Genomic DNA, 21,808 nt, shown 5'->3' on the forward strand with positions numbered 1-21,808 from the left:
CAGTGTCAGAGACGAAGCGTTTCAGGTTCCAGCAAAAAGCGCCTCCGGATGAAACATCGGTTTCAAAAATACCTCCATAAGCGGAAGTTTTCCGTCCGGATAATCCTGGGGAGGGATCGGCTTGTCGAAGCAGTAATGCCGGAGCAGCCTGTCGTCCCCCTGAGAGGTTCCGTCCGGGAGTGACCCGCCGCTTGTTCTTTCAGCTTCCTCGCCGGTTATGCTGTTTTTGTAAAATGGTTTAACGCCGTGCGAGCCACAAAAACGGGGTCCAGGTGCTTGAAGACTATCGACCTCGTGATCAGACAATGCTGGCCGAGTTGGTCAGCGCTCGCTCGACGCCGCGTGGACGGCCGATTTCCCTCCGGAGGGACGGTTCACGCCCGCCAACATCAAAGGTCGCCGCTACTGGTATTTCGACATCCCCGATGGACACGGAGGAACGACACGTCGCTATGTCGGTCCGCAACACGATCCTGATATCGCGCAGCGGGTCGCTGACCACAAACGTGAGAAGGATGACCTTGGCACGCGGCGGCGAATGGTCGCGAAGGGGGAACGACTGCGCCCGATGCCATGTCCGAAGACATCGTAGAGGCATTGGCCGATGGCGGTCTGTTCCAGCTTCGGGGCGTCCTCATCGGCACGGTGGCTTTCAGTGCTATTCCCGGGTTGCTGGGCGTCCGCTTGCCGATGACAGCCATCCTCACCGGGGTGCCGATATTGCGCAGGACTATGCCATCTCCTGGGAAGTCGAAGATAGCCTGCCGCCGATCGTCGAGCTGCTGCAGGGGGTGATCCTTCATTCCGGCCGGTGCCTCATCGATCCGGCGCCGCAGCCTCGTCGGCATTCCAGAATTCGACTGGCTATCGGGTTGAATTCCTGACCTCGAGCCCCTGGTGACCGAGTGTCAAACCTTGTCCGGATGCTCAGTTATACTGTTTTTGCAAAACAGCCTGACGAGTGCCGCGTCGGCGGTTATCGGACGCACGACCCGATGTGGAAACCGCCGCCCGGTTGCTCACCGGCAGGGCGAGGTTGCAAATTCGAGATGCCACATATGCGGTTTTCGAAGTGCTCATTTGGAAAGCAGTCAGCTATATATTTGTGCAACGCACAAGGAGATATGACATGAAAATCGGCAACCGGATCGGAGAGTTCTTACAGCTCCGCAAAGCCTACAGAGACCTTTCGAGACTCGACGATGCAGCCCTGAAGGACATCGGGGTCACGCGTGGTGACATCAAGCGCCTGGTTTACGGTCGCTAAGACGACGAGAAGACCGAGACATCAAGGCCCGCCAGAGCGGGCCTTTGTTGTATTTGGGCCATACCGTCCAGCCCCGACCCCGACATACGGGCAACCAATCATCAGAGCGATTGCCGCGGGAGGACACGCGCTTACCTCCGCGTAAAGGGGTGAACTGGCAGGTGCCAAAGCAGCCGCCTTTGAGGCCTGGCCGACGATGCCGTCAAGCGCTGATTGCAACAAGCCGACGGCGTTTCGGAATGAAAATTGTTAACGCCCCGGGCGTCAGATATTAACCATTTGTTAACCAAATCAGCGATAAAAATTGGTCAACGTTTTCTTAACATAGATGACCAAAGTGCTAACTGACGCTCGCTCTATCCGTATCAAGGGCCGCTCCTTCCTCGCGGTCATGCTATCGCCAGATCTTCCCTTCGACGACTGGCTCGTACGACTGGATGATCTTGCCGCGCGGTCTGCCGGCTTCTTCCTGGGGCGGCCTGTGGTACTCGACGTGAGCGATCTTCAGATCGACCGCGCACAACTGAAGGGCCTAATTGCCGAGCTTGCACAGCGCAATGTCAGCATCATGGGGATCGAAGGCTGCCGCCCGTCGCTGATCGGACCAGGCATGCCGCCGGCTCTCAAGGGAGGGCGCCCAGTCTCGGATTTCGAGGTTCCCCAGCAGGAGCCGACCATTGATGTTGAACGCAAGGCGCCGGTGATCGAAACGCGTGCGGCGTTGCAATCAATCGTCATTCGCGAGCCTATCCGTTCCGGTCAGTCGCTGATTTTTCCAGAAGGCGACGTTACCGTCATAGGTTCGGTCGCGTCAGGTGCGGAGATTATTGCCGGCGGTTCGGTTCATATCTACGGAACATTGAGGGGGCGCGCCATGGCTGGTTCGGTTGGCAATACGTCAGCGCGCATCTTCTGCCGCAAGCTCGAGGCAGAGCTCGTTGCCATCGACGGCATCTACAAGATGGCCGAAGACATAGCATCCAACCTTCGCGGACAGTCCGTTCAGCTCTGGCTGGACGGTGATTCCATCAAGGCAGAGAAACTTAGTTAGGCCCGAAACTGGCTATCACACAGGAGATAAAGATGGGGAAAGTCATCGTCGTCACTTCGGGCAAGGGCGGAGTGGGCAAGACCACATCCACCGCAGCCCTCGGAGCAGCCTTGGCCCAAAGGAACGAGAAGGTCGTTGTTGTCGACTTCGACGTCGGCCTTCGCAACCTCGACCTCGTCATGGGGGCTGAGCGCAGGGTTGTCTACGACCTGGTCAACGTCATCCAGGGGGACGCGAAGCTTTCCCAGGCGCTGATCCGCGACAAGCGGGTTGAGACGCTCTTCCTTTTGCCGGCATCACAAACGCGCGACAAGGACAATCTTACCGCCGAAGGCGTCGAGCGCGTGATCAATGACCTGAAGCGTCATTTCGACTGGATCATCTGCGACAGCCCAGCCGGCATCGAACGTGGCGCTACGCTGGCGATGCGCCACGCCGACGTCGCTGTGGTCGTCACCAATCCGGAAGTTTCCTCCGTCCGCGACTCCGACCGCATCATCGGTCTGCTTGATTCGAAGACTGAGAAGGCTGAACGCGGAGAGCGGATGGAAAAGCACCTGCTCCTGACACGCTACGACCCGAACCGTGCCGAACGGGGTGACATGTTGAAGGTCGACGACGTGCTGGAGATCCTCTCGATCCCGCTGCTTGGCATCATCCCGGAAAGTTCGGACGTGCTTCGCGCATCCAACATCGGTGCCCCCGTGACCCTGGCGGACAATCGCAGTGCGCCTGCGCTGGCCTATTTCGATGCGGCGCGGAGACTGGCGGGTGAGGAGTTTCCAGTCGTCATCCCGGGAGAGAAGCGGGGCATCTTCGGCAAGATCTTCGGACGGAGGGCGGCTGCATGAGCATTTTCAACTTCTTTGGGAAACAGCGGACCGCGCCTGCGGCCCGCGAGCGCCTGCAGGTATTGCTGGCGCACGAGCGCGTCTCTGCCGGGTCTGATCTTGTCTCGCTGTTGCGTGAGGAAATCCTTGCGGTCATCGCCAAGCACATTGACGTCGACAACGAAAGGGTGCGCGTGACAATGGATCGCGACGAGCATATGTCGGTGCTGGAGATTGATGTCGAAATTCCCCTTGGTACGACCGTCAAGGCGGCGTGACTCAAGGCAGCATGATTTCAAGGCGGCGTCCCTGGCGCCGCCTTTTCATTTTCAGCGTCAAGCCTCACCTCAGACAGGCAACGCCGCTGCCGTCGTCGATGCGGTCGCCGGCTATTTCCTTCGCAAGCCATCCATCAAGAGCCCGATGAGGCGGTTCGAGCGGTCGCGCCATTCCGGGGACGCTGGCAGGGAATATATGCTCGAAAGGGCGTGCAGGAGGTCCGTCGTGTCGATGTCGTCCCGGATCTTGCCCTCTTGCGCTGCTGTTGTCAGAAGGCCGCCCGCCGCGCTTTTGAGGCGGCCGGCACCCTCGGCAAAGAGAGAGCTGTTCGAGTCCATCAATATCTTCAGGCTGCCGGCCATTCCGCGCTTGGTGGCGATGTAGTCGACGAAACGTCGCATCCACTCTTCCAACGCGATATCGGAGGGATGCCTTGCCGCAAGCTCCAGTGCGGCAGCCGCGAGAGCCTCCAGTTCCCTGCGGTAGATCACTTCAACCAAGTGCTCGCGGGTGGGAAAATGGCGATAGAGGGTGCCGATCCCCACGCCGGCCTTTCGAGCAATATCCTCGAGCGACGTTTCAACGCCATGCTCGGCAAAGGCGGCGGACGCGGCTTCAATCAACTTTTCCCGATTCCGGCGTGCGTCGGCCCGAAGGGGAGGGTGTGAGGGCGGTGCTGTCTCCGGCGCGGCCGAGGGCAAACTAGACTCCATGCACGTTCGGGACTTGACGCGACGCGGCAAGTCACTAGATTAAACGGAGGCGCCTCCGATTATATGGAGCGCCCTCCACTTCTTAATCCAGAAGAGGGCATGATGTCATGCTGAAACGCGCCCGGCCTTGCTTTCATGACGTTAGCTAGCGCGCCGGGCTTGTTTGGCCACCCCTCTGGAACCTCATTTGCCATCCCGTGACGAGAGCAGGAGCTCCCCATGACCCGGACGATTCATCTTTCCCTCGACGTCAATCGACACCGTTACGAACTCGATGTCGAGCCACGCGTGACCTTGCTCGATGCGCTTCGCGAGCAACTGGGCCTGACCGGTACGAAGAAGGGCTGCGATCAGGGACAATGCGGCGCCTGCACGGTGCATCTCGATGGCAAGCGCGTGCTTGCCTGCCTGACCCTTGCCGCGCAGGTCGAAGGCCAGGAGGTCACGACCATCGAGGGGCTGGCGTCAGACAATGGCGATCTGCACCCGGTGCAGGCAGCCTTTCTTGACCATGATGCATTCCAGTGTGGCTATTGCACACCGGGGCAGATCATGTCGGCGGTCGCATTGATCCGCGAGGGAGGCGCCATGACGGACGAGGAGATTCGCGAGGCCATGGCCGGCAACCTCTGTCGCTGCGGAGCCTACAACCATATCGTTGCGGCCGTGCGCCAAGCTGCGGAGATGGCCCGATGAGAGATTTCGAGTATATCAGGGCCCGCTCGGTCGATGACGCCCGAAAGCACGTCATGCAATCGGGCGCCGTGTTTATCGCAGGCGGGACAACCCTCCTCGATCTCGCCAAATGCGGCGTTGCCGCTCCCGATTCGGTGATCGACATCAGCCGTCTTCCGGATCTGGCGAAGATCTCTGCTGACAGCGACGGTGTCACGATCGGCGCGCTCGCGAAGATGGAGGATGTGGCAGCAAGCCCCGGCATTCGCGCCGATTATCCGGCCGTTTCAAAATCCCTTTCCCTTGCCGCCTCCGCACAGTTGCGAAACATGGCGACAACAGGGGGGAACCTGTTGCAAAGGACACGCTGTCCCTATTTCCGCGACCCCGCGACCTTCAAGGCCTGCAACAAGCGCGCCCCCGGTTCTGGCTGTTCGGCAATTGAGGGGGTAACCCGAAACCATGCCGTGCTCGGAACCAGCGACGCCTGCATCGCGTCCTATCCGGGCGACCTCGCTGTCGCGCTGGCTGCCCTCGATGCGGTGATCGATCTCGGCGGGCGTCAGGTGGCCGTGGAAGACTTCTTCCTGCTGCCGTCGGACACGCCGGAGAGAGAAACGGTACTGGAACCAGGAGAAATGATCCTGTCGATCAGGGTTCCCCGCACGCCGCTGGCAAGAAACTCGACCTACCTCAAGGTTCGTGATCGCCAGTCCTTCGAGTTTGCCGCCGCAAGTGCAGCCGTCGGATTGGAATTCGAGGCCGACGGCAAGACGATCCGCAACGCCAGCGTTGCATTGGGCGGGGTTGCGACAACGCCGTGGCGGGCGCGGTCCGTTGAAGCAGCACTGAAGGGGAAATCCCTTGATGACGTCGGAGCGATTGCGGCCGCAAGCCGCCTTGCCATGGAAGGTGCCGTCAGTCACGGCGGCAACCGTCACAAGATCGAACTCGCACCGCGTGTCGTGACGCGCGCCATTCTCGAGACAGGAGGTCTGGCATGACCATTATGGAACCTCGCAGCAAACGTGGAGACTCCTCTGATGGCACGATCGGTGGGCGACTGTCGCGCCTTGACGGCCGGCTGAAGATCACCGGCGGTGCGCCCTTTGCCCTCGAGCATCAGGTCAAGGGGGTCACTTACGGTGTCCTCGTGCAGAGCAGGATTGCAGCCGGGCGCATCGTCGCCATCGACAGCAGCAAGGCCGAGGCAGCACCGGGAACGCTGATGGTGCTGACGCCGGACATCGAACTCAATCTCAGCATTGCGTCGGACTGGTATGGAAACCGGCCGGACAACCAGCCCTATCATCCGCTGTCCCGGGACATCACCTTCAACGGTCAGGCCGTTGCGGCTGTCATCGGGGAAACCCTGGAGCAGGCGAGTGAGGCGGCAAGGCTGATCGAGATCACCTATGAGGAGGCTCCGGCGATTGTCGGTTTCGACGACGCCGCGGCGAAAGAAGGAAAGCTACTCGACGCACTGACGGTCACCTGGGGTGATGCAACGAGCGCACTCGCCGCTGCCCCTGTTCGCGTCGAGGCAGAGTACAAGACGCCGCGGGAATTCCATGTCGCGATCGAGCCGCATGGCCTCACCGCAGAGTGGGACGGGGACACCTTGACCATCCGGGAGCCCAGCCAGTGGACGCACGGAATGGCCCGCACCTATGCAGAGTGGTTCGGATTGCCCTATGAAAATGTGCGGATCATTTCGCCGTTCATCGGAGGCGGGTTCGGTTCCAAGGCGACGGCTTATGCCTATGGCGCACTTGCAGCGGCGGCTGCCCGCAAGCTCGCCCGGCCGGTGAAGCTTGCCGTGACGCGTCCTCAGACGTTCACCGCCCTCGGCGGCCGTGCCGCGACCCGGCAGACGATCGCACTCGGCGCGAATTCGGAAGGGGTCCTCCAGGCACTTGTCCATCGCGGTGCCAGCGAAACGGCGACCTATGCCGATTTTCCGGAGCAGACCAGCGCAGCAACGCCGCTGATGTATGCGGTCGAGAATTTCAGTGCGGAGCATCGGCTGGTCGCGGTGAATACGATTGTTCCTGGAGCGCTGCGGGCACCAGGCAAAAATCCGAGTGCCTTTGGGCTCGAATGCGCGATGGACGAGCTCGCTTACGCGGTCGGCATTGATCCTGTCGAGATCAGACTGCGCAACTATGCCGAACGTGATCCGCAGTCGGGCAAGCCCTGGTCTACGCGGCGGTTGCGGGAGGCGCTGTCAGCGGGCAGTGAAGCATTCGGATGGTCGCGCCGAAGCCTTGCCCCCCGCTCGATGAGAAACGGCCGGCGTCTGGTCGGATGGGGCGTCGCTTGCGGAACGTTTCCGGTCCTTCGAGCCGCAAGCGAAGCGCTTGTCCGTATTCTCGCTGATGGTTCGGCAGAGGTCGTCAGTGGCGCGATCGACATGGGTCAGGGCACCTACACGATCCTTGCCCAGACGGCGGCCGATGCGCTGGGTGTCCCGGTCGAGACGATCAATGTCCGGCTTGGCGATTCATCGCTTCCCGGTGCGACGGTTGCCGGCGGCTCGATGCTCGCCGGCGCCATAACAGGGGCTGTGCACAAGGCTGCATCGGCCGCGCGCGACGAACTGATCGCGCTGGCGCTCAACGATGGAGCGTCACCATTTCGCGATACCGGCGCGAACACGCTGACGGTTGCCGACGGGCGCGTTTCGGTTCCGCGCGACGGAGGCATGTCGTTGCCGATCCGTGACCTTATGTCAGCGCTCGGTCGCCAGTCGATCGAGACGCGAAAAAACACGCTTCCGGACAATGAGCAGGGGCCCGATAGTCACCGCAAGGCCTGGACGACCATGGGAAGCATCCGCGGACCAACGGCAGGTGATTATTCCATGCACAGCTGGTGCGCGCATTTTGTCGAGGTGATGGTCGACGAAGACTTCGGGACGATCCGTGTCTCCCGCGTCGTATCGGCATTCGACTGCGGCAGGATCTACAATCCGAAGCTGGCGGAAAGCCAATGGCGCGGCGGCATCATCATGGGGATCGGCCAGGCGCTTCTCGAAGAGGGGCTGGTGGATCCGCGCAATGGTCGCCTGGTCAACAACAACCTCGGTGATTATCTCGTCGCCACCAATGCTGATATCCCTGACATCGAGGTCATCTCGGTCGGCATTCCAGACAAGGAAGCCTCGGTTCTAGGTGGAAAGGGGGTAGGGGAGGTCGGTATCGTCGGTGTGGCGCCAGCAATTGCCAACGCTGTTTTCCATGCAACCGGCAAGCGGATCCGCGACCTCCCGCTCACACTCGACAAGGTGCTGGGTTCGTGACGACCCCGAAGGACTGAACGCGTGACAGTGATGTGAGGTGGCGAGCATTCGGCCACCTCGCATCGGTTCGGGCAAGCTCACGCCCCATGCCGTGAACAGGCACGCCTCTTCGTTGTACCAGTACCTTTCGACACCAAACGACCTGTGTCCCGACAGCGCAAGCCTGCACGTGAGGGGTTGTCGCCGACAGCAGGCAGGTGCAAACTACAAAATGACAGAAAGCACTGCCGCCGGCGACCGTTTCTAAACGCCAAACTCCGACCACGGTTCCGCAACGATTGCTGCAGCTGCTTACCAGATTGGCGCGAGAAAACCGCGGTCTGCCGCTGCCGCCACCCGAGGTGTGGCGGCAGCGATCGCTTCGACCTTCATCACGGAGCGCTCAGGCGATCACAAGATGTCCCGGCGAAACGGTTCGATATTCACGCCGGTCAGCCTCGTATTCGACGGGCCGGATCGGGCTCTTCAACTCCTCGACGACGGCCTTGCGCTTCTGATGGCGGCGGTCGGGATCCGGTACCGGCACGGCTGCCATCAGCTTCCTGGTGTACTCGTGCTGGGGGTTGCCGAAGATCGCCGCGCGGGGGCCGATTTCGACAATCTCTCCGAGGTACATCACGGCCACCCGATGGCTGACGCGTTCGACGACGGCCATGTCATGGGAAATGAACAGGAAGGCGAGATCCAGGCTCTGCTGCAGGTCGAGCATCAGATTGATGACCTGCGCCTTGATCGATACGTCGAGCGCCGAGACGCTTTCGTCTGCAACGATCACCTTCGGCTGAAGCGCCAGGGCCCGGGCGATGCAAACGCGCTGTCGCTGGCCGCCGGAGAATTCGTGCGGGTAGCGCTGCGCCATATCGGGCGTGAGCCCAACCTTCAACAGCATGTCGGCGACGACATCCCGTGCCTGTTTCGCCGTACCCATCTTGTGCTCAAGATACGGTTCGGCAATCGCCTGACCGACGGTCATGCGGGGATTGAGCGATGCGAAGGGATCCTGAAAGATCATCTGGACCGATTTGCGCATCTCGCGCATCTCGCGCTTGCCGAGGGAGAGCATGTCGCGTCCCTCGACGATGACGGCGCCGGAATCCGGCTCGATCAGGCGCATGATGGCGCGACCGGTCGTCGATTTGCCACAACCGGATTCGCCGACGAGGGACAGTGTCTCGCCGGCGCGAAGGTCGAAAGACACGTTCTCGACTGCATGCACCCGCCCGCTCAATCGGCCAAGCAGTCCCGAATGGATGTCAAAGCGTTTGGTCAGCCCTTTGACCTCGAGGATCGGTCTGTCCCTGGTGACGGTATCAGGCACTTCGACCCCAGCATCGGTTTCGCCCGTCACGGCGTTGACGACGGGAAAACGCAATGGCCGCGTGTAGACCTGCATCGATCCGAGCACCGGCACGGCCGACAGGAGAGTGCGGGTGTAGGGATGCTTTGCGCGGTGGAAGATGTCACCTGTTGTCCCGGTCTCCACCTCTTCACCGCGGTACATCACGACGGTCCGGTCGGCGATTTCGGCAACGACGCCCATGTCGTGGGTAATGAAGAGGACCGAGGTTTTCTGTTCGTCCTGCAGCATCTTGATGAGATCGAGGATCTGCCCCTGGATGGTTACGTCGAGCGCTGTCGTCGGCTCGTCGGCGATAAGGAGTTTCGGCCGGGAGGCAAGCGCCATGGCAATCATCACGCGTTGGCGCATGCCGCCCGAAAAACGATGCGGATACTCGTCGAAACGGGAGGCCGCGGACGGGATGCGAACCTTTTCCAGCAGGCGAATGGTCTCCGACCTGGCCTCTGCCGTTGACATCGCCCTGTGGCACAGCAATGCCTCCGAGATCTGATCGCCGATGGTAAAGAGCGGATTGAGGCTCGTCATCGGCTCCTGGAAGATCATCGAGACATCGTTGCCGCGCACCTTGCGCATCTCGTCTTGCGAAAGGGACAAGAGGTCACGGCCATCAAGCATGACCTTGCCCTCGATACGGCTTGAGTCCGCCTGCAGGAGCCGCATGATCGAGAGTGACGTCACACTCTTTCCCGAACCGCTCTCACCGACGATGGCGACCGTTTCTCCAGGTGACACGGAGAAGGAAACATTCCGCACGACCGGTTTCCAGCCACCATCAACCAGAAACGAGGTGGTCAGGTTGTGAACGGACAGAACCGGGTTAGCGGGCCGCGAAGCGCTAATCTCTGTGACACTCATTTTTGTTCCCTTTCCTTTATCCCTTGCCGCCTGCCGATCCTCAGTCCGGCCAGCGCAAAATCCCGTCGAAGCGGTGTCTGCTGCGGTTTTCGAGCGGGGTGGCGATGATCTCGTTCGAGGCGCGGGCCCTGTCGAGTTCTTCGCTCAGCCGGGCGGCAACGATCTTTTCCTGGCCAGGATGCAGGTTGCAGGGATCGAGATAGAAATGCTGATGCTCGACCTCGTGGTCGCGTACGATGACCGGCTGGTCGCCACGCGACAGTGCCGTGGCCAGATCCCACGCGGTGATGTGTGCCTCGGTTGGCGACACCACGACCCGCAGGCGCTCAAGCGGATTGTTCGTCGGATCAGGTTCGATGAGGGCTCTCACGCCCGGGCGGCCATCCAGCGTTTCCTTCCAGAGCTTGAGATAGCCTGTCTCACGTTCGCGGATTCCAGCGTGATCGCGCTTTTCCCACGCTTCCAGCGCAGCCATGACGCCATAGATGCTCTCCTTGCCAACCTTCATGCCGCGACCGATCCCCATGTTCTGAAGGAAGGCGCTGCGGACCAGTTCCTTTTTGCCGGCAACGATGCCGGAGGTCGGGCCGCCGAGGAACTTGTGCCCGGAATAAAGGGCGATATCGGCCCCCTGTGCAAGAAACAGCCTGAGGTCGTATTCGGAAGCTGCGTCGACGATGACCGGAACGCCCTTGGCGTGAGCGATCTCGACGAACTCGCTGAGGTGCAGCAGGCCATAGTCGACAACATGATGGGACACGACATAGACGGCCGCCGCTGTTTTTTCGGTGATGGCATTTTCCATGTGAAAGCGATGCGTCGAGGTGGCCTGCCCGATCAGCACGACTTTGCCGCCGGCAAGTCGGATGGCCTGATCGACGGGCGCGCCGTAGCTCACGACATGACCCATCTGCACGAGGACTTCGTTCTTCTCGAGCGTCGCATCGGGCAGTTTTTCGATGGCGAGGAGATTGTTGCCGGTGATTGCACCGGCGACAGCAAGGCTGATGCCAGCGGAGCACGATGCCGTGACAAAGCCTGCTTCGGCACCGGTCAACCTGGCGATGACCTTGCTTGCCATGCGCTGCAGGTCATTGATTTCGACAAATTGCGGCAGGATTGCTTCCATCGCCTGGATTGCTTGCGGAACGACGATCGAGGCGCCGAGGCTGGTCATCGTACCGGACACGTTGATGACCGGGCGCAGGCCGATCGTGGTGCGGATATCATCGGACATTCTAGTTCTCCAAAGTGGCGGCTTGCGAATTGCCATCGACAGTTATGCCATAGTAATGTAATAGCGTCCCGTAATCAGACGAGGAACCTTGAAATTGGACACCAAGCCCTCCTCCGCAACCCAGGTTGACGAGACGGTATCGGTTGACGAGGCGGACGCCAAAGGCGCGCGGCGCTCTCGGGTGAGCGGCATCGATCGTGCCTTGCAGGTTATCGATTATCTTTACGAGACCGGTTCCCCGGCCGGAGCCTACGCGATTGCCAAGGCCGTCCGGGCGCCGCTCTCCACGGTCTATGTCATCATTGACGACCTGGTAGACAAGAACATGCTGGCCCGCAATTCCGACGGATCGATCTGGCTGGGTTCGCGCCTCTATCATTACGGTCTCGCCTATGCGCGGTCGCTGGATTTCATGAGTGTTGCCACGCATGAAATGCACGATCTTTGCCGCCAGGCGGGCGAAACCGTCCAGGTATGCGGTCGCGACGGCGACTACATGCTGGTCCTTGCGATGGCGGACGGTCCGAGCCACTTCCAGGTCGCCTCGCGGGTCGGAACGCGCGTGCCACTGAACTGGACTGCATCCGGCAGACTTCTTGTCGGTCACCTGCCGGAGAGCGAGCGGGTGGACCTGTTCAGGCGCTGCGCCCGCAGCTCGCCGACCGGACGCGCCGAAATCGATGCGGCAACGCTTTCTGACGCAGCCGGGAAGGCGTTTGCGGAGAGGCTGTCGATCCAGGTCGCCGAGTCGGACTACGCGGTTGCCTGCATTGCCTCCCCGGTCTGCGACCGGGAGGGACAGTGCGTTGCGACCATCTCGATTGTGCTGCCGGAACAGAAGGTCCTGTCCGACGAGAGCCGCTACACTGAACAGGTGCGGGCTTCGGCGCAGCGGATCGAAAAATTGATGGGTTGGCGCAATCACTGATCAAGGTCTCCTCAATCGTTCAGCGAGACGATCGCCTCGATCTCGACGGTGATGTTGCCGGGCAGTGATCCGAAGCCGACGGCCGAGCGAGCGTGCTGGCCGGCCTCCCCGAAGATTTCGATAAACAGATCCGAGCATCCGTTGATGACGCTTGGATGGTTTTCGAAGTGCGGCACGGCGTTGACCATGCCAAGCAGCTTGACGACCCGCTTTACCCTGGAGAGGTCGCCGAGGGCGTCGTGCATGACGGCGAGCAGATTGATACCGGTAAGCCGTGCATGCTGGTAGGCCTCTTCCGTACTGACATCGCTGCCGACCTTGCCGGCATGGAGGTGACCATCCGCCTCCCGCGGGCCCTGGCCCGACAGGTAGAGAATATTGCCCTCGCGGACGTGGGTGATGAAGTTGGCGATCGGCACTGGTGCTGATGGCAAGGTAATGCCGAGCGCCGCGAGGCGCTCATAAGGCGTTTGCACCGCTGCCGCGGCCTTTGCTGGTGACGTGTTCACGTCTGCTCCTATCTGCGGGTTTTGACCTTGCGCTCAACGCCACGAATAGCCGTGAGTGTGGCGGACAAGCTTGCGGGCACGCGGAATATAGCGGCTGGCGGTGGTCGCCTCCGATCCGATCACCGCGTAGCGCGGTTCGAACAGCTTCTGCAGGCGGGAAACATCGCCATTGGAGTCGGTGGCTTCGAGATCGGCGTCGATGAGGTCGAAGATGGTGAAATCCGCCCTCTGGCCGACGGAAAGACGGTTTTCCATCGACAGCTTGATGACCGAGGCCGGCGCGTGGGTCACTGCTTCCACGACCTTGTCGAAAGGCATGCCGACAGAGAGGAGCTTCGACATTGTCGTTGCCAGGTCCCAGACCGGGAAGTTCATAGAGTGACCGTGGAGGTCGGTCGAGATCGAGAACGGCAGGAGGCCACGTGCAATCGCCGCTTCTGCCACCTTGAAGGAGAAGGACGCCCCGCCATGACCGATGTCGAGGCGAATGCCTTCGCCAGCGCAACGCTCGGCGAGATTGAAAAGGTCCTCGTCCTCCATGATGCTCGAGCCCGCCTTGCCGTTGAAGCAATGGGTCACGACATCGCCCGGGCCGAGGATCTCCAGCACCTCGTCGTAGAGCGCAGGCGGCTCGCCGACATGCACCATCATCGGAATCTTCAGGATCTTTGCGATCTTCTTGCCGAGCTTCACGGGTGTCACGCCCCACGAGCCGGTGATGACATGGCTCGCACGCACTTTCAGGCCGACGATGTGCTCGCTGTTCTGCGCATAGCACTCGACAATGCGGTCGAGATCGATGTCGCGAATATCGCGAAGCTCAGCGACGCGATTGCAGGCGACAAGGCCGATCGAGCCGAGATTGAGGAACGCCTTGATACGCTCTTTCGACGGCTCGATGATGTATTCGCGGAAGCCGTGGAAGTTGGCTTCGCCGGCCGAACCGGCATCAACGAGAGTCGTGACGCCCCGCTCGGCACCGCATTCCGACGGGCGGATCGAGATGTCGGTCCCGCCGTGCCAGATATGGACGTGGAGGTCTACCCAGCCTGGTGAAATCCAGGCGTCTTTCGCATCGATGCGAGAGGCATCCGCAGGGGTTGGAAGCGACGGGCCGATTGCAGAAATCTTTCCATCGGCACCGACAAGGATATCCGTCGTGCCGGATGGCGAAGCGGCACCAAAAGCCATTGGCTTGACGTTGGTGATGAGAAGCGGCTTGCCCGCTGTTTCACCGGTCATTCTAGAGGTCCTTTCGAAGTCTTGGGTCGAGCATGTCCCGCAGACCGTCGCCGACCATTTGCAGCGACAGCACGGAGAGGATGATGGCGAAGCCCGGGAAGTAGGTCATCCAGTCGGCCTGGCCGATATACTGACGGCCGGCTGCGATCATGGTTCCCCAGGTCGGAATTTCGGGGCTGACGCCGAGGCCAAGGAAGGAAAGACCGGCTTCGGCAAGCATGGCGCTGGCAAAAAGGAAAGTCCCTTGTACGATGATCGGCGACAGCAGGTTTCTAAGCACGTGCCGCGTCATGATGTGGAAGGTGGAAATGCCGAGCGCCTGCGCTGCTTCGACATAGGGGAGCTCGCGGATCACCAGGGTCGAGGCGCGAACGATCCGCGCCAGACGCGGCGAGTAGACGATCGACAGCGCAACGATGACAGTGGTGAGCGACGGCCCGAGCGCGGCGACAAGCGCGATCGCCAGAAGAATGTCGGGAAACGACATCATGGCGTCGATCAGCCGGGCAATCGGCGTGTCGAGTTTCTTGAAGAAGCCGGCGAGCAGTCCGAGCGTGACGCCGATCAAGGCGGAGAGCGCAACAACGGCCACCCCGACCAGGAGCGAGAGCCTGCCGGCATAGATCGTCCGCGAGAACACATCACGGCCGAACTCATCGGTGCCGAACCAGAACAGCTCACTTGGCGCCTTGAGCCGGTTGACGATCGAAAGCTTCGAGGGCGAGTAAGGCGCAATCCAGGGGGCCAGCGCCGCCAGAAGCACGAAGATGGTCAGGACGAGGATTCCGGCGGCGACCGTCTTGCGTTTGAGGAGGCGGCGAAGAAATTTGCTGCGCTCGCTTGGTGGGGTTTTCTCGGTTGTGGTTGCGATATCGGCCATCAGTAACGCACCCTTGGATCGACCAGCAGATAGAGCATGTCGATCGCGAAATTGATGAGGACGTAGAGGCCGGCAATCACCAGCAACGCGCCCTGGATGACGGGATAGTCGCGTCTGAGAACGGCAGAGACGACAAGATTGCCAACGCCAGGCAGGCCAAACACGGTCTCGGTTACCACGGCGCCGGAGATCAGCACGGCTGCGGTGAGCCCGAGAACGGTCAGGATCGGGATCAGTGCATTCTTCAGTGCGTGCTTGAGCACGACCTTGCGTTCGACCAGTCCCTTGGCTCTTGCGGTACGGATATAGTCGTCGCCCAGCACGTCGAGCATCGAGGCGCGGGTAAAGCGCAGGATTAGTGCGGAGGAGACGAGACCGAGTGCGAAGGCCGGCAATGTCAGATGGTACATGCGTTCAAAAAAGGACGCGCCGGGACCGCCATAGCCCGAGACAGGAAAGGCGTTCAGGCGCACGGCAAAAAACTGCATGAGAATGAGGCCGAGCCAGAAGCTCGGGATGCTCGCAGCCAGCATGGCGATGGTGGTCGACAACTGGTCGATAAAGGAGCCGCGCCGATATGCGGCATAGATGCCGATCGGCAGCGCGATGACACTTGCGATCACGAGCGAGAAGATCGTCAGGAAGAAGGTCGGCTCCGCGCGCTCGAGAAGGGCCGACGTGACCGGCATGTTGAGGAAGATCGACTGGCCGAGGTCTCCCTTCAGGAGCTGGCCGATATAGAAGAAGTACTGGACGACGATCGACTGGTCGAGACCCAGCCGGGCGCGCAGGTCGGCAACGTCCTGGGTCGTTGCATCGGGGCCGAGCATGACTGCGGCCGGATCGCCGGGTGTGACGCGCACGATCACGAAGACAATCGTGACGACGAGAAAAATCACAACTATCATGCCGAGGAGGCGCTGGAGGATGTAGCGTATCATGGAAAGCGGCTCCTATGTCCGCTGGAGCGGGATCATGGACGGATACCGGCCTCACGGCCGGCACCCGCCGCGCCTTCGGCCTACTTTTTGATCGACGCGTTCCAGAAGTAAGGCCAGGGCGCGGGATCGACACCCTGAAGCTTTGTCGACATGGCCGAGACGGCATTGAAGTCGCCAATCTTCATGAACGGAACTTCGTCGTACATCGTCTTCTGGACATTGGCCCAGAGCTCAACGCGCTTCTTTGGATCCACTTCTGTCGTGAAGGCATCGAAGACACTTTTGCGCGCCGGTGTATCCCACCAGCCGGGCGAACTCGGGGAGAGGGAGCCGATAAGAGCCGGTTCCGGAAGGAACGGGCTATGGCTGATATAGATGTCCCACAGCCCCTTGTCGGTTCGGCGCTGTGTCAGCGTCGCCCAGTCGACGACCTGCAAGTCGACCGCAAAACCGGCAAGCTTCAGGTATTCGGCCGCGACCTGGGCCATCTTGTAGTGAAACTCGTACTGGCGGCTGGTGAGGATGCGGATCGGCTCCCCATTGTAGCCGGCCTCCTTGGCAGCTTTTGCGGCGCCCTCGGGATCGGCAATATTGTAGTTTCCCTTGACACCGGCATCAGTGCTCCAGGCGAAGTTGCTTGGGTAAATATTGCCGTCGGCCGTGTAGAAGTCGGTGCCGCCGAAGGCTGCGGCCATCATGTCTTCCATGCTGAGTGCCTGGCGGACCGCCTTGCGGATCGCGACGTCTTTCGTGACGCCGGCAGCGGTGTTGAAGACGAAAACCGGATAGCCGAATGGCTTCAGCAGCAGAGGCTGGGTTGCCGTCGACGTCGTCAGCTTGTCAAAGGATTCGACCGGCAGTGAATCGATGTAGTCGTACTGGCCGGAGACAGCCGCCTCGACACGGGTATTCGCATCGGGCACGGGTACGAAGCGGATTTCGTCGAGATACTGGTGGCGGGCGCCGCCGTAACCGTCGCTCTCGCCGGAGCGTGGCTTGTAGTCATTGTAGCGGACGAGCTGAATATACTGGTCAGCCTTGCGCTCCTTCAGCATGTAGGGCCCGGTGCCGATGAATTCGCTCATCGTGTCGGCCTGCTTTTCCGCAGGAATGATGATCGCCGCGGAATTGTTGAAGGCAAGCAGCGAGACCAGCGGCGCGTAAGGCTGCTTCAGTTTGATGGTAACGGTTGACGGGTCGGTCGCGGTGATCGACTCGATGAAGGCCGCAGCCTGTTTGCCACGCGAGGCAAGCTTGGTCCAACGGTTGAGAGAGGCCACGACGTCATCGGATGCCATGTCGCTTCCGTCGTGAAACTTGACGCCGGTGCGCAGCTTGATCGTGTAAGTCTTGCCGTCGGCGCTGACCTCGGGAAGCGCCTCTGCCAGGAGCGGCGTCACGGCCCAGCTCTTGTCGAAAGTGTAGAGCGTTTCGAAGATGTGTTGGGTGACAATGCCGACAAGGTCGGCCGTCGATGTCATCGGATCGAGTGTCGGTGGTTCGCCGATCGTCGCGACGTTGATCACGCCGCCTTTTTCCTGCGCCAGCAGAAGCGACGGCGCTGCGATCAGCGCCGTGCTGACGAGGAATGCGAGCTTCCATCTCATATCTAACTCCCGATTTGTTCCACAATTATGTTATATGCGCTTTTATAAAAGAATACATGGCGGGTCAGTCCTGTCAATGCAGGATCGTCTCGTCTGCTCTGGAAAGCCGGCCACGCCCTCGGCCAAGGGTGCTGCAGAAACTTAGCAACGCCTGAAATTATATAGGGCGGGTCGCCTTATGGTTGCTGGCGCCAGGAGGGCTTTTGCCCCTTACTGTGCCCTCGAGGCAGGCCGCTGTTGGAGGGGAATTTGATGTCAATCGAAGCCCGACATGCATTGATAGCCAAGGCATTCAGCCGCGTCAGGCAGGCCGGATGCCCGCTGGAGACATCCGAGGAATTCGAGGGCTGGCTGGGCCAATGGGCTCGGGCCGACATCGACATCCAAACGCTTCGGAAACGCTACGTCGAATTGCTGCAGACCCGGGATGCTGCCTGGAGAGAGAGGCACGTGCTGGTTGATTGAATGCTTCTGAGGACCTGGAGGAGGGACTTTGATGAGTGATCGGGCGATGGGTTACCTGGTTGCGGCGGAGGTATGCGTCTTGTTCTGGATCGCTGTTGCGATGCTGGCGCTCGGCGCGGCTTAGGTCTGACTGACGGGCCGAGGCCGGTTGAATGGCGGCTCCGGCTGTCTATTCGGCTCTGGCCGCCTGCGTTGCGGCGCGAGCGGAAAGCTTGGAATTTTGCAGGCGCTCGGCAACGACATATTGTGCCGCAAGCCCGGCTGCAAGGGTGGCCGCCTCGAGTAGCAGCGGGAACTGATAGGCCTCCCGAAGAACCTGCAAGGCGATGCAGATCAACGAGCCCCAGGCAAAAACCGCAAGCCCCTGTTTTCCGAGGACGGTGACGGCGCCAAGCCGTTCTTCTGCAGCAATCCGAGCACAGATCGGCAACTGCGAGACGACGTAGGCGAGAGCCAGGATGTGGAGCAGGCGAGGAAGCGGAAGGGTAGCCTTGTCGAAGCCAACGAGGAACGCCGGATGGTTGCCCCAGCTCGTCAACTCGTAGTGCTGGCCCACGATCACGAAAAGCGAGAAGGCGAGGTAGGCAAGCGATGCCGTCATCAGCGTCAGGTTGTATCCGACGAAAGTCTCCTGTTTCCTCGATGCCATGCCCGCGCACAGACCGACGCAGTAAATGAGCTGCCACGAGAATGGATTGAGGAACCACATCCCTTCCGTCGGGAAGTTGGGAAGATTGATATTGAAGTAGCCTGCAGCGCCCCAGATGCTGACAGACACCGCAATCAGCGCCGGACGACTGATCGAGCCGATTGCGAGAAAGATCGGTGTTGCGGCAAGCAGCAAGATATAAAGGGGCAGGATGTTAAAATAGCCGAGCTGGTGGGTCATCGCCACGAAACCGGCTGCGGTTTTCCAGGGCGCTTCCAGGTAGGAGCCGAGGTTGACACGGTCCGACAGCGCGCCGGTCGCAAGAAAATGGTCGCCGGTCACGAGGATTGCGACCGCGAGGCCGGTTGTGGCGAGATGCACACCGTAAAGATGTCGTGCACGGCGCAGAATGCGCCCGGTCGCCACCATAACGTCCCGCCCAAAGGCACTCGAATAGGCGAGCCCGGCTGACATGCCGGACATCAGCACAAAGGCCTCTGCCGCATCGGAAAAGCCGAAGTTCTTCGACGTTAATCCTTCGAGAAAATTGCCAGGCACATGATTGATGAAGATCATGATCAGGGCGATTCCCCGGAAGAAATCGAGACGCCGATCGCGGCCGGCCGATTGAGAGGGAGGATGAGGCATTGCTAAATTGTTCCGACGATTCGTTGCGGATATGACGATGAGGCAACCGTTAAGCAGCCCCATCTGAAGCCCAGATGAACGCATGGTTCATGTTGTTATCCGCCTTGTGCTGACTGATGCCTGTCCGAGATATTGCTATTGTTCAACCCGCGCCTGCGCTGTTAACTGGGTATTCAGCATGTCGCTACGCGGGTGAGGAGGTCGTTGATGCCTCGATGTAAATCTGCGGAGTTGAGTCTTTCAGGCAATCTACGAGGCCAAGGAACATGAGCCTACCTTTTCATGAGACAGCGCTGGGGCGCGAGTTCGATCTTTTCGCTAATGAACTGGCGACGCTGCCACGGTCACCTGATGTCACAGCGCTGGAACTGCGTTTTGCGCTGTTGCGGGAAGCTGTCGCCATGCAGTTGGCAAAGCCTGGCCGGTTCACCTACACCTTGCCGACGTCGTTGTTTGATGCCTGACTTTGCATTCTTTCACGGCACGCCATGGGCGCATCGCCTCGATTTCCACGTGCATCATCGGACGACCCGGGAGAGGATAAACTGAGGCATGAGAACCGAGTTGCCCGAACCGACCGGCCTTGCGATCGATCCTGAATTTTTCAAACTGCTCATGGGCAGCTTTCTCCGGCTGGTTGGAAGGCCGCTTCTGGAAATGGGCAATGGACAAAGCTTTGGGCCCGACTCGCTATACCGGAGTACGTCGACCGTCATCCTTGCCCATGATACCGCGCCTGATCCACGATTTATCTACGCCAACATCGCCGCACAGCAGCGGTTCGAATATGCGTGGGACGAATTCATCGGGATGCCCTCGCGATTGTCTGCGGAAGCGCCGGACCGGGCGGAGCGCCAGTCGCTTCTCGAGGCCGTCGAGCGTCAGGGGTTCATCGCTGACTACCGGGGTATTCGGGTCAAGAAATCAGGAAAACGCTTCTGGATGGAGCATGGTGTGGTCTGGCAACTCATCGATGAGGCGGGCGATAGACATGGTCAGGCAGCAGCGTTTTCGAGCTGGACCGACCTGTAGGTGGGTGGGAGATTCACGACGGGCGTTCGGGAGCGCCGAACGGATAGCGGCCCTTGCTCACCGGGTGCATCGGCCCGTTCGTTTCCGATGATGCCGGGCATGTCTCTCGCACGACGTGATCTTGATAAGGGGATTGTACCGACGTTCCTGCTCGAGGCTCATCCAAAGCTCGGCATCGGCCAGTTTCCGATCTCGCGCCCTTTGGTCGGCTCAAAGTTTTCTCAGTCATTGTACCTTCCGATCGGACGTTCGAAGCGCGCACTGCGACGACCGAGTCCGACCAGATCATGACTGACTGTCCGCCATCCCGCCGATTGGCCCAGCTTGCAGCATTGAGCATCGCGAGCAAGTAAGCAGACAGCCTACCGCCGGACAATCACGCGGGTGCCCGGCTGGACCATGTCGTAGAGCTCCTCGACATCTTCACGGTACATACGAAAGCAGCCGCTCGAGGCGTTCGTGCCGATGGACCGCGGATCGTTGGTACCATGAATGCGAAGCAGGCCGTCGGCGAGATAGATAGCCCGCGTGCCAAGCGGATTGGACGGACCAGGCTGAACGACCGCAGGAAGTCTCGGATTCTTGCGCCGCATGTCCGGCGTCGGTCGCCACACGGGGTGCTTGGTCTTCGATGTCACCCGCGTCGTGCCAAACCATTGCTTGCCTTGGCGGCCGACGGCGATCGGATAGACCAGCTGTTTGCCTCTCGGGGTGGTGTAGACAAGCGTATGCTCGCGAGTTGCGATCTCGATCGTGCCGGTTGCCCTCCTCGTCTGGGTTCGACGCTCGGGCAGCGGCTCTCCATAGTAGGGAGGTGGCATGTAAGGGTTGTAGTACCCGTCATCGCCGTAGATGTCGTAGTCGTCATATGGCCCGTAGATCTGGGCACTCGACTGGCACACAGACAGCAAAAAAGCTGCCGCAACAAGAATCAGAAACTTCATTTTTGCTATCCGCCCGTTTAAGTACAAGTTAGCCGGGAATTCTGTGGCGGCATTGAGGCATCCGACCCCCCGGGATTCAGTGTGATCCAGAGGAGGAAAGCTGAAATCCCGGAATTGCCGGCCGATAGCTGGGACATACTTCAAAAATTCGACGCGGATCCCGGTCGATCCGTGTTCTCGCCATTTCGAGACGACGGGCGCAGATGGTTGATACTGATTACGCCGCGGTAAGACTGTCCGGCTGCTCGCACTCAGGTAGTTTTGTGGCGAAGATGCAACTATCAGTCCCGGCGCACTGCGGCCGACCACGTCGATATTTGAGGAACACTCAGAATAACGTCGTCGCGTGCGAATGCGGACAGTCTGTCTGGGACCTGTCACTGGACGTGTGCTTT

Annotated in this window: 23 protein-coding genes; 13 read left to right on the top strand and 10 right to left on the bottom strand. The window is 60.3% G+C overall.

All coding sequences use genetic code 11. From position 1 onward, the window contains the following. The first annotated feature begins 573 nt into the window (after window positions 1-573). The 6 genes from FHT97_RS31065 (at window position 574) to minE (ending at window position 3,426) form a co-directional block, all read left to right on the top strand. Window positions 574-795: a GSU2403 family nucleotidyltransferase fold protein gene (locus FHT97_RS31065; RefSeq protein WP_281412077.1), complete on the top strand. Its 222-nt coding sequence runs from the start codon at window positions 574-576 to the stop codon at window positions 793-795. Window positions 796-811: 16 nt separating this feature from the next. Next, complete coding sequence (locus tag FHT97_RS31460) at window positions 812-901, top strand: hypothetical protein (RefSeq protein WP_259186264.1); 90 nt, start codon at window positions 812-814, stop codon at window positions 899-901. Window positions 902-1,129: 228 nt separating this feature from the next. Further along, window positions 1,130-1,267 carry a DUF1127 domain-containing protein gene (locus FHT97_RS24510; RefSeq protein ID WP_007797120.1) on the top strand — a complete coding sequence of 46 codons (138 nt, stop codon included), beginning with the start codon at window positions 1,130-1,132 and terminating at the stop codon, window positions 1,265-1,267. 328 nt (window positions 1,268-1,595) lie between these two features. Then, a complete protein-coding gene (minC, locus tag FHT97_RS24515) occupies window positions 1,596-2,318 on the top strand; it encodes a septum site-determining protein MinC (protein ID WP_183756425.1) in 723 nt (240 codons plus the stop codon). A gap of 32 nt (window positions 2,319-2,350) precedes the next feature. Continuing rightward, a complete protein-coding gene (gene minD, locus FHT97_RS24520; protein WP_183756424.1) occupies window positions 2,351-3,169 on the top strand; it encodes a septum site-determining protein MinD in 819 nt (272 codons plus the stop codon). Next, the gene (minE, locus tag FHT97_RS24525; RefSeq protein ID WP_183756423.1) at window positions 3,166-3,426 is read left to right on the top strand and encodes a cell division topological specificity factor MinE; all 261 of its coding nucleotides are present in this window, start codon (window positions 3,166-3,168) and stop codon (window positions 3,424-3,426) included. The genes minD and minE overlap by 4 nt, the downstream gene beginning before the upstream one ends. Window positions 3,427-3,537: 111 nt before the next feature. On the opposite strand, the gene FHT97_RS24530 is transcribed toward minE, so the two are convergent. Continuing rightward, window positions 3,538-4,128 carry a helix-turn-helix domain-containing protein gene (locus FHT97_RS24530; RefSeq protein WP_310503147.1) on the bottom strand — a complete coding sequence of 197 codons (591 nt, stop codon included), beginning with the start codon at window positions 4,126-4,128 and terminating at the stop codon, window positions 3,538-3,540. 231 nt (window positions 4,129-4,359) lie between these two features. Between FHT97_RS24530 and FHT97_RS24535 the strand changes: the two genes are divergently transcribed. Genes FHT97_RS24535 through FHT97_RS24545 form a run of 3 tightly spaced genes read left to right on the top strand, consistent with a single transcriptional unit; the run spans window position 4,360 to window position 8,116 of the window. Then, window positions 4,360-4,836 carry a (2Fe-2S)-binding protein gene (locus FHT97_RS24535; RefSeq protein WP_183864524.1) on the top strand — a complete coding sequence of 159 codons (477 nt, stop codon included), beginning with the start codon at window positions 4,360-4,362 and terminating at the stop codon, window positions 4,834-4,836. Next, the gene (locus FHT97_RS24540) at window positions 4,833-5,819 is read left to right on the top strand and encodes a xanthine dehydrogenase family protein subunit M (protein WP_183864525.1); all 987 of its coding nucleotides are present in this window, start codon (window positions 4,833-4,835) and stop codon (window positions 5,817-5,819) included. The genes FHT97_RS24535 and FHT97_RS24540 overlap by 4 nt, the downstream gene beginning before the upstream one ends. Further along, complete coding sequence (locus FHT97_RS24545) at window positions 5,816-8,116, top strand: xanthine dehydrogenase family protein molybdopterin-binding subunit (RefSeq protein WP_183864526.1); 2,301 nt, start codon at window positions 5,816-5,818, stop codon at window positions 8,114-8,116. The genes FHT97_RS24540 and FHT97_RS24545 overlap by 4 nt, the downstream gene beginning before the upstream one ends. A 382-nt stretch (window positions 8,117-8,498) precedes the next feature. Here FHT97_RS24545 and FHT97_RS24550 read toward each other — a convergent pair whose 3' ends face one another. Together FHT97_RS24550 and FHT97_RS24555 are read right to left on the bottom strand one after the other, a co-directional pair. Further along, the gene (locus FHT97_RS24550) at window positions 8,499-10,331 is read right to left on the bottom strand and encodes an ABC transporter ATP-binding protein (protein WP_183756418.1); all 1,833 of its coding nucleotides are present in this window, start codon (window positions 10,329-10,331) and stop codon (window positions 8,499-8,501) included. A 40-nt stretch (window positions 10,332-10,371) separates the two neighbouring features. Beyond that, the gene (locus tag FHT97_RS24555; RefSeq protein ID WP_183756417.1) at window positions 10,372-11,568 is read right to left on the bottom strand and encodes an aminotransferase class V-fold PLP-dependent enzyme; all 1,197 of its coding nucleotides are present in this window, start codon (window positions 11,566-11,568) and stop codon (window positions 10,372-10,374) included. A 181-nt stretch (window positions 11,569-11,749) separates the two neighbouring features. Between FHT97_RS24555 and FHT97_RS24560 the strand changes: the two genes are divergently transcribed. Next, complete coding sequence (locus FHT97_RS24560; RefSeq protein ID WP_259130734.1) at window positions 11,750-12,496, top strand: IclR family transcriptional regulator; 747 nt, start codon at window positions 11,750-11,752, stop codon at window positions 12,494-12,496. A gap of 11 nt (window positions 12,497-12,507) precedes the next feature. On the opposite strand, the gene FHT97_RS24565 is transcribed toward FHT97_RS24560, so the two are convergent. The 5 genes from FHT97_RS24565 to FHT97_RS24585 all read right to left on the bottom strand — a co-directional run bounded on the left by FHT97_RS24565 (window position 12,508) and on the right by FHT97_RS24585 (window position 17,675). Beyond that, window positions 12,508-13,005: a RidA family protein gene (locus FHT97_RS24565; RefSeq protein WP_183864527.1), complete on the bottom strand. Its 498-nt coding sequence runs from the start codon at window positions 13,003-13,005 to the stop codon at window positions 12,508-12,510. A 33-nt stretch (window positions 13,006-13,038) separates the two neighbouring features. Then, entirely contained in the window at window positions 13,039-14,247 is a 1,209-nt protein-coding gene (locus tag FHT97_RS24570) for an amidohydrolase/deacetylase family metallohydrolase (protein ID WP_183756414.1), read from the bottom strand. Window position 14,248: 1 nt separating this feature from the next. Then, window positions 14,249-15,127 (bottom strand): ABC transporter permease, encoded by an 879-nt coding sequence (locus FHT97_RS24575; RefSeq protein WP_183864528.1) that lies wholly within the window; start codon window positions 15,125-15,127, stop codon window positions 14,249-14,251. After that, complete coding sequence (locus tag FHT97_RS24580; protein ID WP_183756412.1) at window positions 15,127-16,068, bottom strand: ABC transporter permease; 942 nt, start codon at window positions 16,066-16,068, stop codon at window positions 15,127-15,129. The genes FHT97_RS24575 and FHT97_RS24580 overlap by 1 nt, the downstream gene beginning before the upstream one ends. A gap of 80 nt (window positions 16,069-16,148) precedes the next feature. Next, the gene (locus tag FHT97_RS24585) at window positions 16,149-17,675 is read right to left on the bottom strand and encodes an ABC transporter substrate-binding protein (protein ID WP_183864529.1); all 1,527 of its coding nucleotides are present in this window, start codon (window positions 17,673-17,675) and stop codon (window positions 16,149-16,151) included. Window positions 17,676-17,927: 252 nt separating this feature from the next. On the opposite strand from FHT97_RS24585, the gene FHT97_RS24590 reads away from it, so the two are divergent. Beyond that, window positions 17,928-18,140, top strand: coding sequence for a hypothetical protein (locus tag FHT97_RS24590; protein WP_183756410.1), 213 nt, complete (start codon window positions 17,928-17,930; stop codon window positions 18,138-18,140). Between the two features lie 169 nt (window positions 18,141-18,309). Here FHT97_RS24590 and FHT97_RS24595 read toward each other — a convergent pair whose 3' ends face one another. Next, window positions 18,310-19,437 (bottom strand): OpgC domain-containing protein, encoded by a 1,128-nt coding sequence (locus tag FHT97_RS24595; protein ID WP_183864530.1) that lies wholly within the window; start codon window positions 19,435-19,437, stop codon window positions 18,310-18,312. Window positions 19,438-19,703: 266 nt separating this feature from the next. Between FHT97_RS24595 and FHT97_RS24600 the strand changes: the two genes are divergently transcribed. Next, complete coding sequence (locus FHT97_RS24600; RefSeq protein ID WP_183756408.1) at window positions 19,704-19,901, top strand: hypothetical protein; 198 nt, start codon at window positions 19,704-19,706, stop codon at window positions 19,899-19,901. An 88-nt stretch (window positions 19,902-19,989) separates the two neighbouring features. After that, window positions 19,990-20,469, top strand: a complete 480-nt coding sequence (locus FHT97_RS24605; RefSeq protein WP_183864531.1) for an MEKHLA domain-containing protein — start codon at window positions 19,990-19,992, stop codon at window positions 20,467-20,469. A gap of 362 nt (window positions 20,470-20,831) precedes the next feature. On the opposite strand, the gene FHT97_RS24610 is transcribed toward FHT97_RS24605, so the two are convergent. Continuing rightward, on the bottom strand, window positions 20,832-21,413 hold the full coding sequence (locus tag FHT97_RS24610) for a L,D-transpeptidase (RefSeq protein ID WP_183756406.1): 582 nt from the start codon (window positions 21,411-21,413) through the stop codon (window positions 20,832-20,834). Between the last annotated feature and the right edge of the window lie 395 nt (window positions 21,414-21,808).

This window comes from Rhizobium sp. BK399 (genome assembly GCF_014194695.1).
GTDB lineage: Bacteria > Pseudomonadota > Alphaproteobacteria > Rhizobiales > Rhizobiaceae > Rhizobium.

What these genes read in the sequence shown, in the direction of transcription:
- FHT97_RS31065 (WP_281412077.1), top strand. Translation starts at nt 574, where the DNA reads ATGTCCGAAGACATCGTAGAGGCATTGGCCGATGGCGGTCTGTTCCAG.
- FHT97_RS24510 (WP_007797120.1), top strand. Translation starts at nt 1,130, where the DNA reads ATGAAAATCGGCAACCGGATCGGAGAGTTCTTACAGCTCCGCAAAGCC.
- minC (WP_183756425.1), top strand. Translation starts at nt 1,596, where the DNA reads ATGACCAAAGTGCTAACTGACGCTCGCTCTATCCGTATCAAGGGCCGC.
- minD (WP_183756424.1), top strand. Translation starts at nt 2,351, where the DNA reads ATGGGGAAAGTCATCGTCGTCACTTCGGGCAAGGGCGGAGTGGGCAAG.
- minE (WP_183756423.1), top strand. Translation starts at nt 3,166, where the DNA reads ATGAGCATTTTCAACTTCTTTGGGAAACAGCGGACCGCGCCTGCGGCC.
- FHT97_RS24535 (WP_183864524.1), top strand. Translation starts at nt 4,360, where the DNA reads ATGACCCGGACGATTCATCTTTCCCTCGACGTCAATCGACACCGTTAC.
- FHT97_RS24540 (WP_183864525.1), top strand. Translation starts at nt 4,833, where the DNA reads ATGAGAGATTTCGAGTATATCAGGGCCCGCTCGGTCGATGACGCCCGA.
- FHT97_RS24545 (WP_183864526.1), top strand. Translation starts at nt 5,816, where the DNA reads ATGACCATTATGGAACCTCGCAGCAAACGTGGAGACTCCTCTGATGGC.
- FHT97_RS24550 (WP_183756418.1), bottom strand. Translation starts at nt 10,331, where the DNA reads ATGAGTGTCACAGAGATTAGCGCTTCGCGGCCCGCTAACCCGGTTCTG.
- FHT97_RS24555 (WP_183756417.1), bottom strand. Translation starts at nt 11,568, where the DNA reads ATGTCCGATGATATCCGCACCACGATCGGCCTGCGCCCGGTCATCAAC.
- FHT97_RS24570 (WP_183756414.1), bottom strand. Translation starts at nt 14,247, where the DNA reads ATGACCGGTGAAACAGCGGGCAAGCCGCTTCTCATCACCAACGTCAAG.
- FHT97_RS24575 (WP_183864528.1), bottom strand. Translation starts at nt 15,127, where the DNA reads ATGGCCGATATCGCAACCACAACCGAGAAAACCCCACCAAGCGAGCGC.
- FHT97_RS24580 (WP_183756412.1), bottom strand. Translation starts at nt 16,068, where the DNA reads ATGATACGCTACATCCTCCAGCGCCTCCTCGGCATGATAGTTGTGATT.
- FHT97_RS24585 (WP_183864529.1), bottom strand. Translation starts at nt 17,675, where the DNA reads ATGAGATGGAAGCTCGCATTCCTCGTCAGCACGGCGCTGATCGCAGCG.
- FHT97_RS24590 (WP_183756410.1), top strand. Translation starts at nt 17,928, where the DNA reads ATGTCAATCGAAGCCCGACATGCATTGATAGCCAAGGCATTCAGCCGC.
- FHT97_RS24595 (WP_183864530.1), bottom strand. Translation starts at nt 19,437, where the DNA reads ATGCCTCATCCTCCCTCTCAATCGGCCGGCCGCGATCGGCGTCTCGAT.
- FHT97_RS24600 (WP_183756408.1), top strand. Translation starts at nt 19,704, where the DNA reads ATGAGCCTACCTTTTCATGAGACAGCGCTGGGGCGCGAGTTCGATCTT.
- FHT97_RS24605 (WP_183864531.1), top strand. Translation starts at nt 19,990, where the DNA reads ATGAGAACCGAGTTGCCCGAACCGACCGGCCTTGCGATCGATCCTGAA.
- FHT97_RS24610 (WP_183756406.1), bottom strand. Translation starts at nt 21,413, where the DNA reads ATGAAGTTTCTGATTCTTGTTGCGGCAGCTTTTTTGCTGTCTGTGTGC.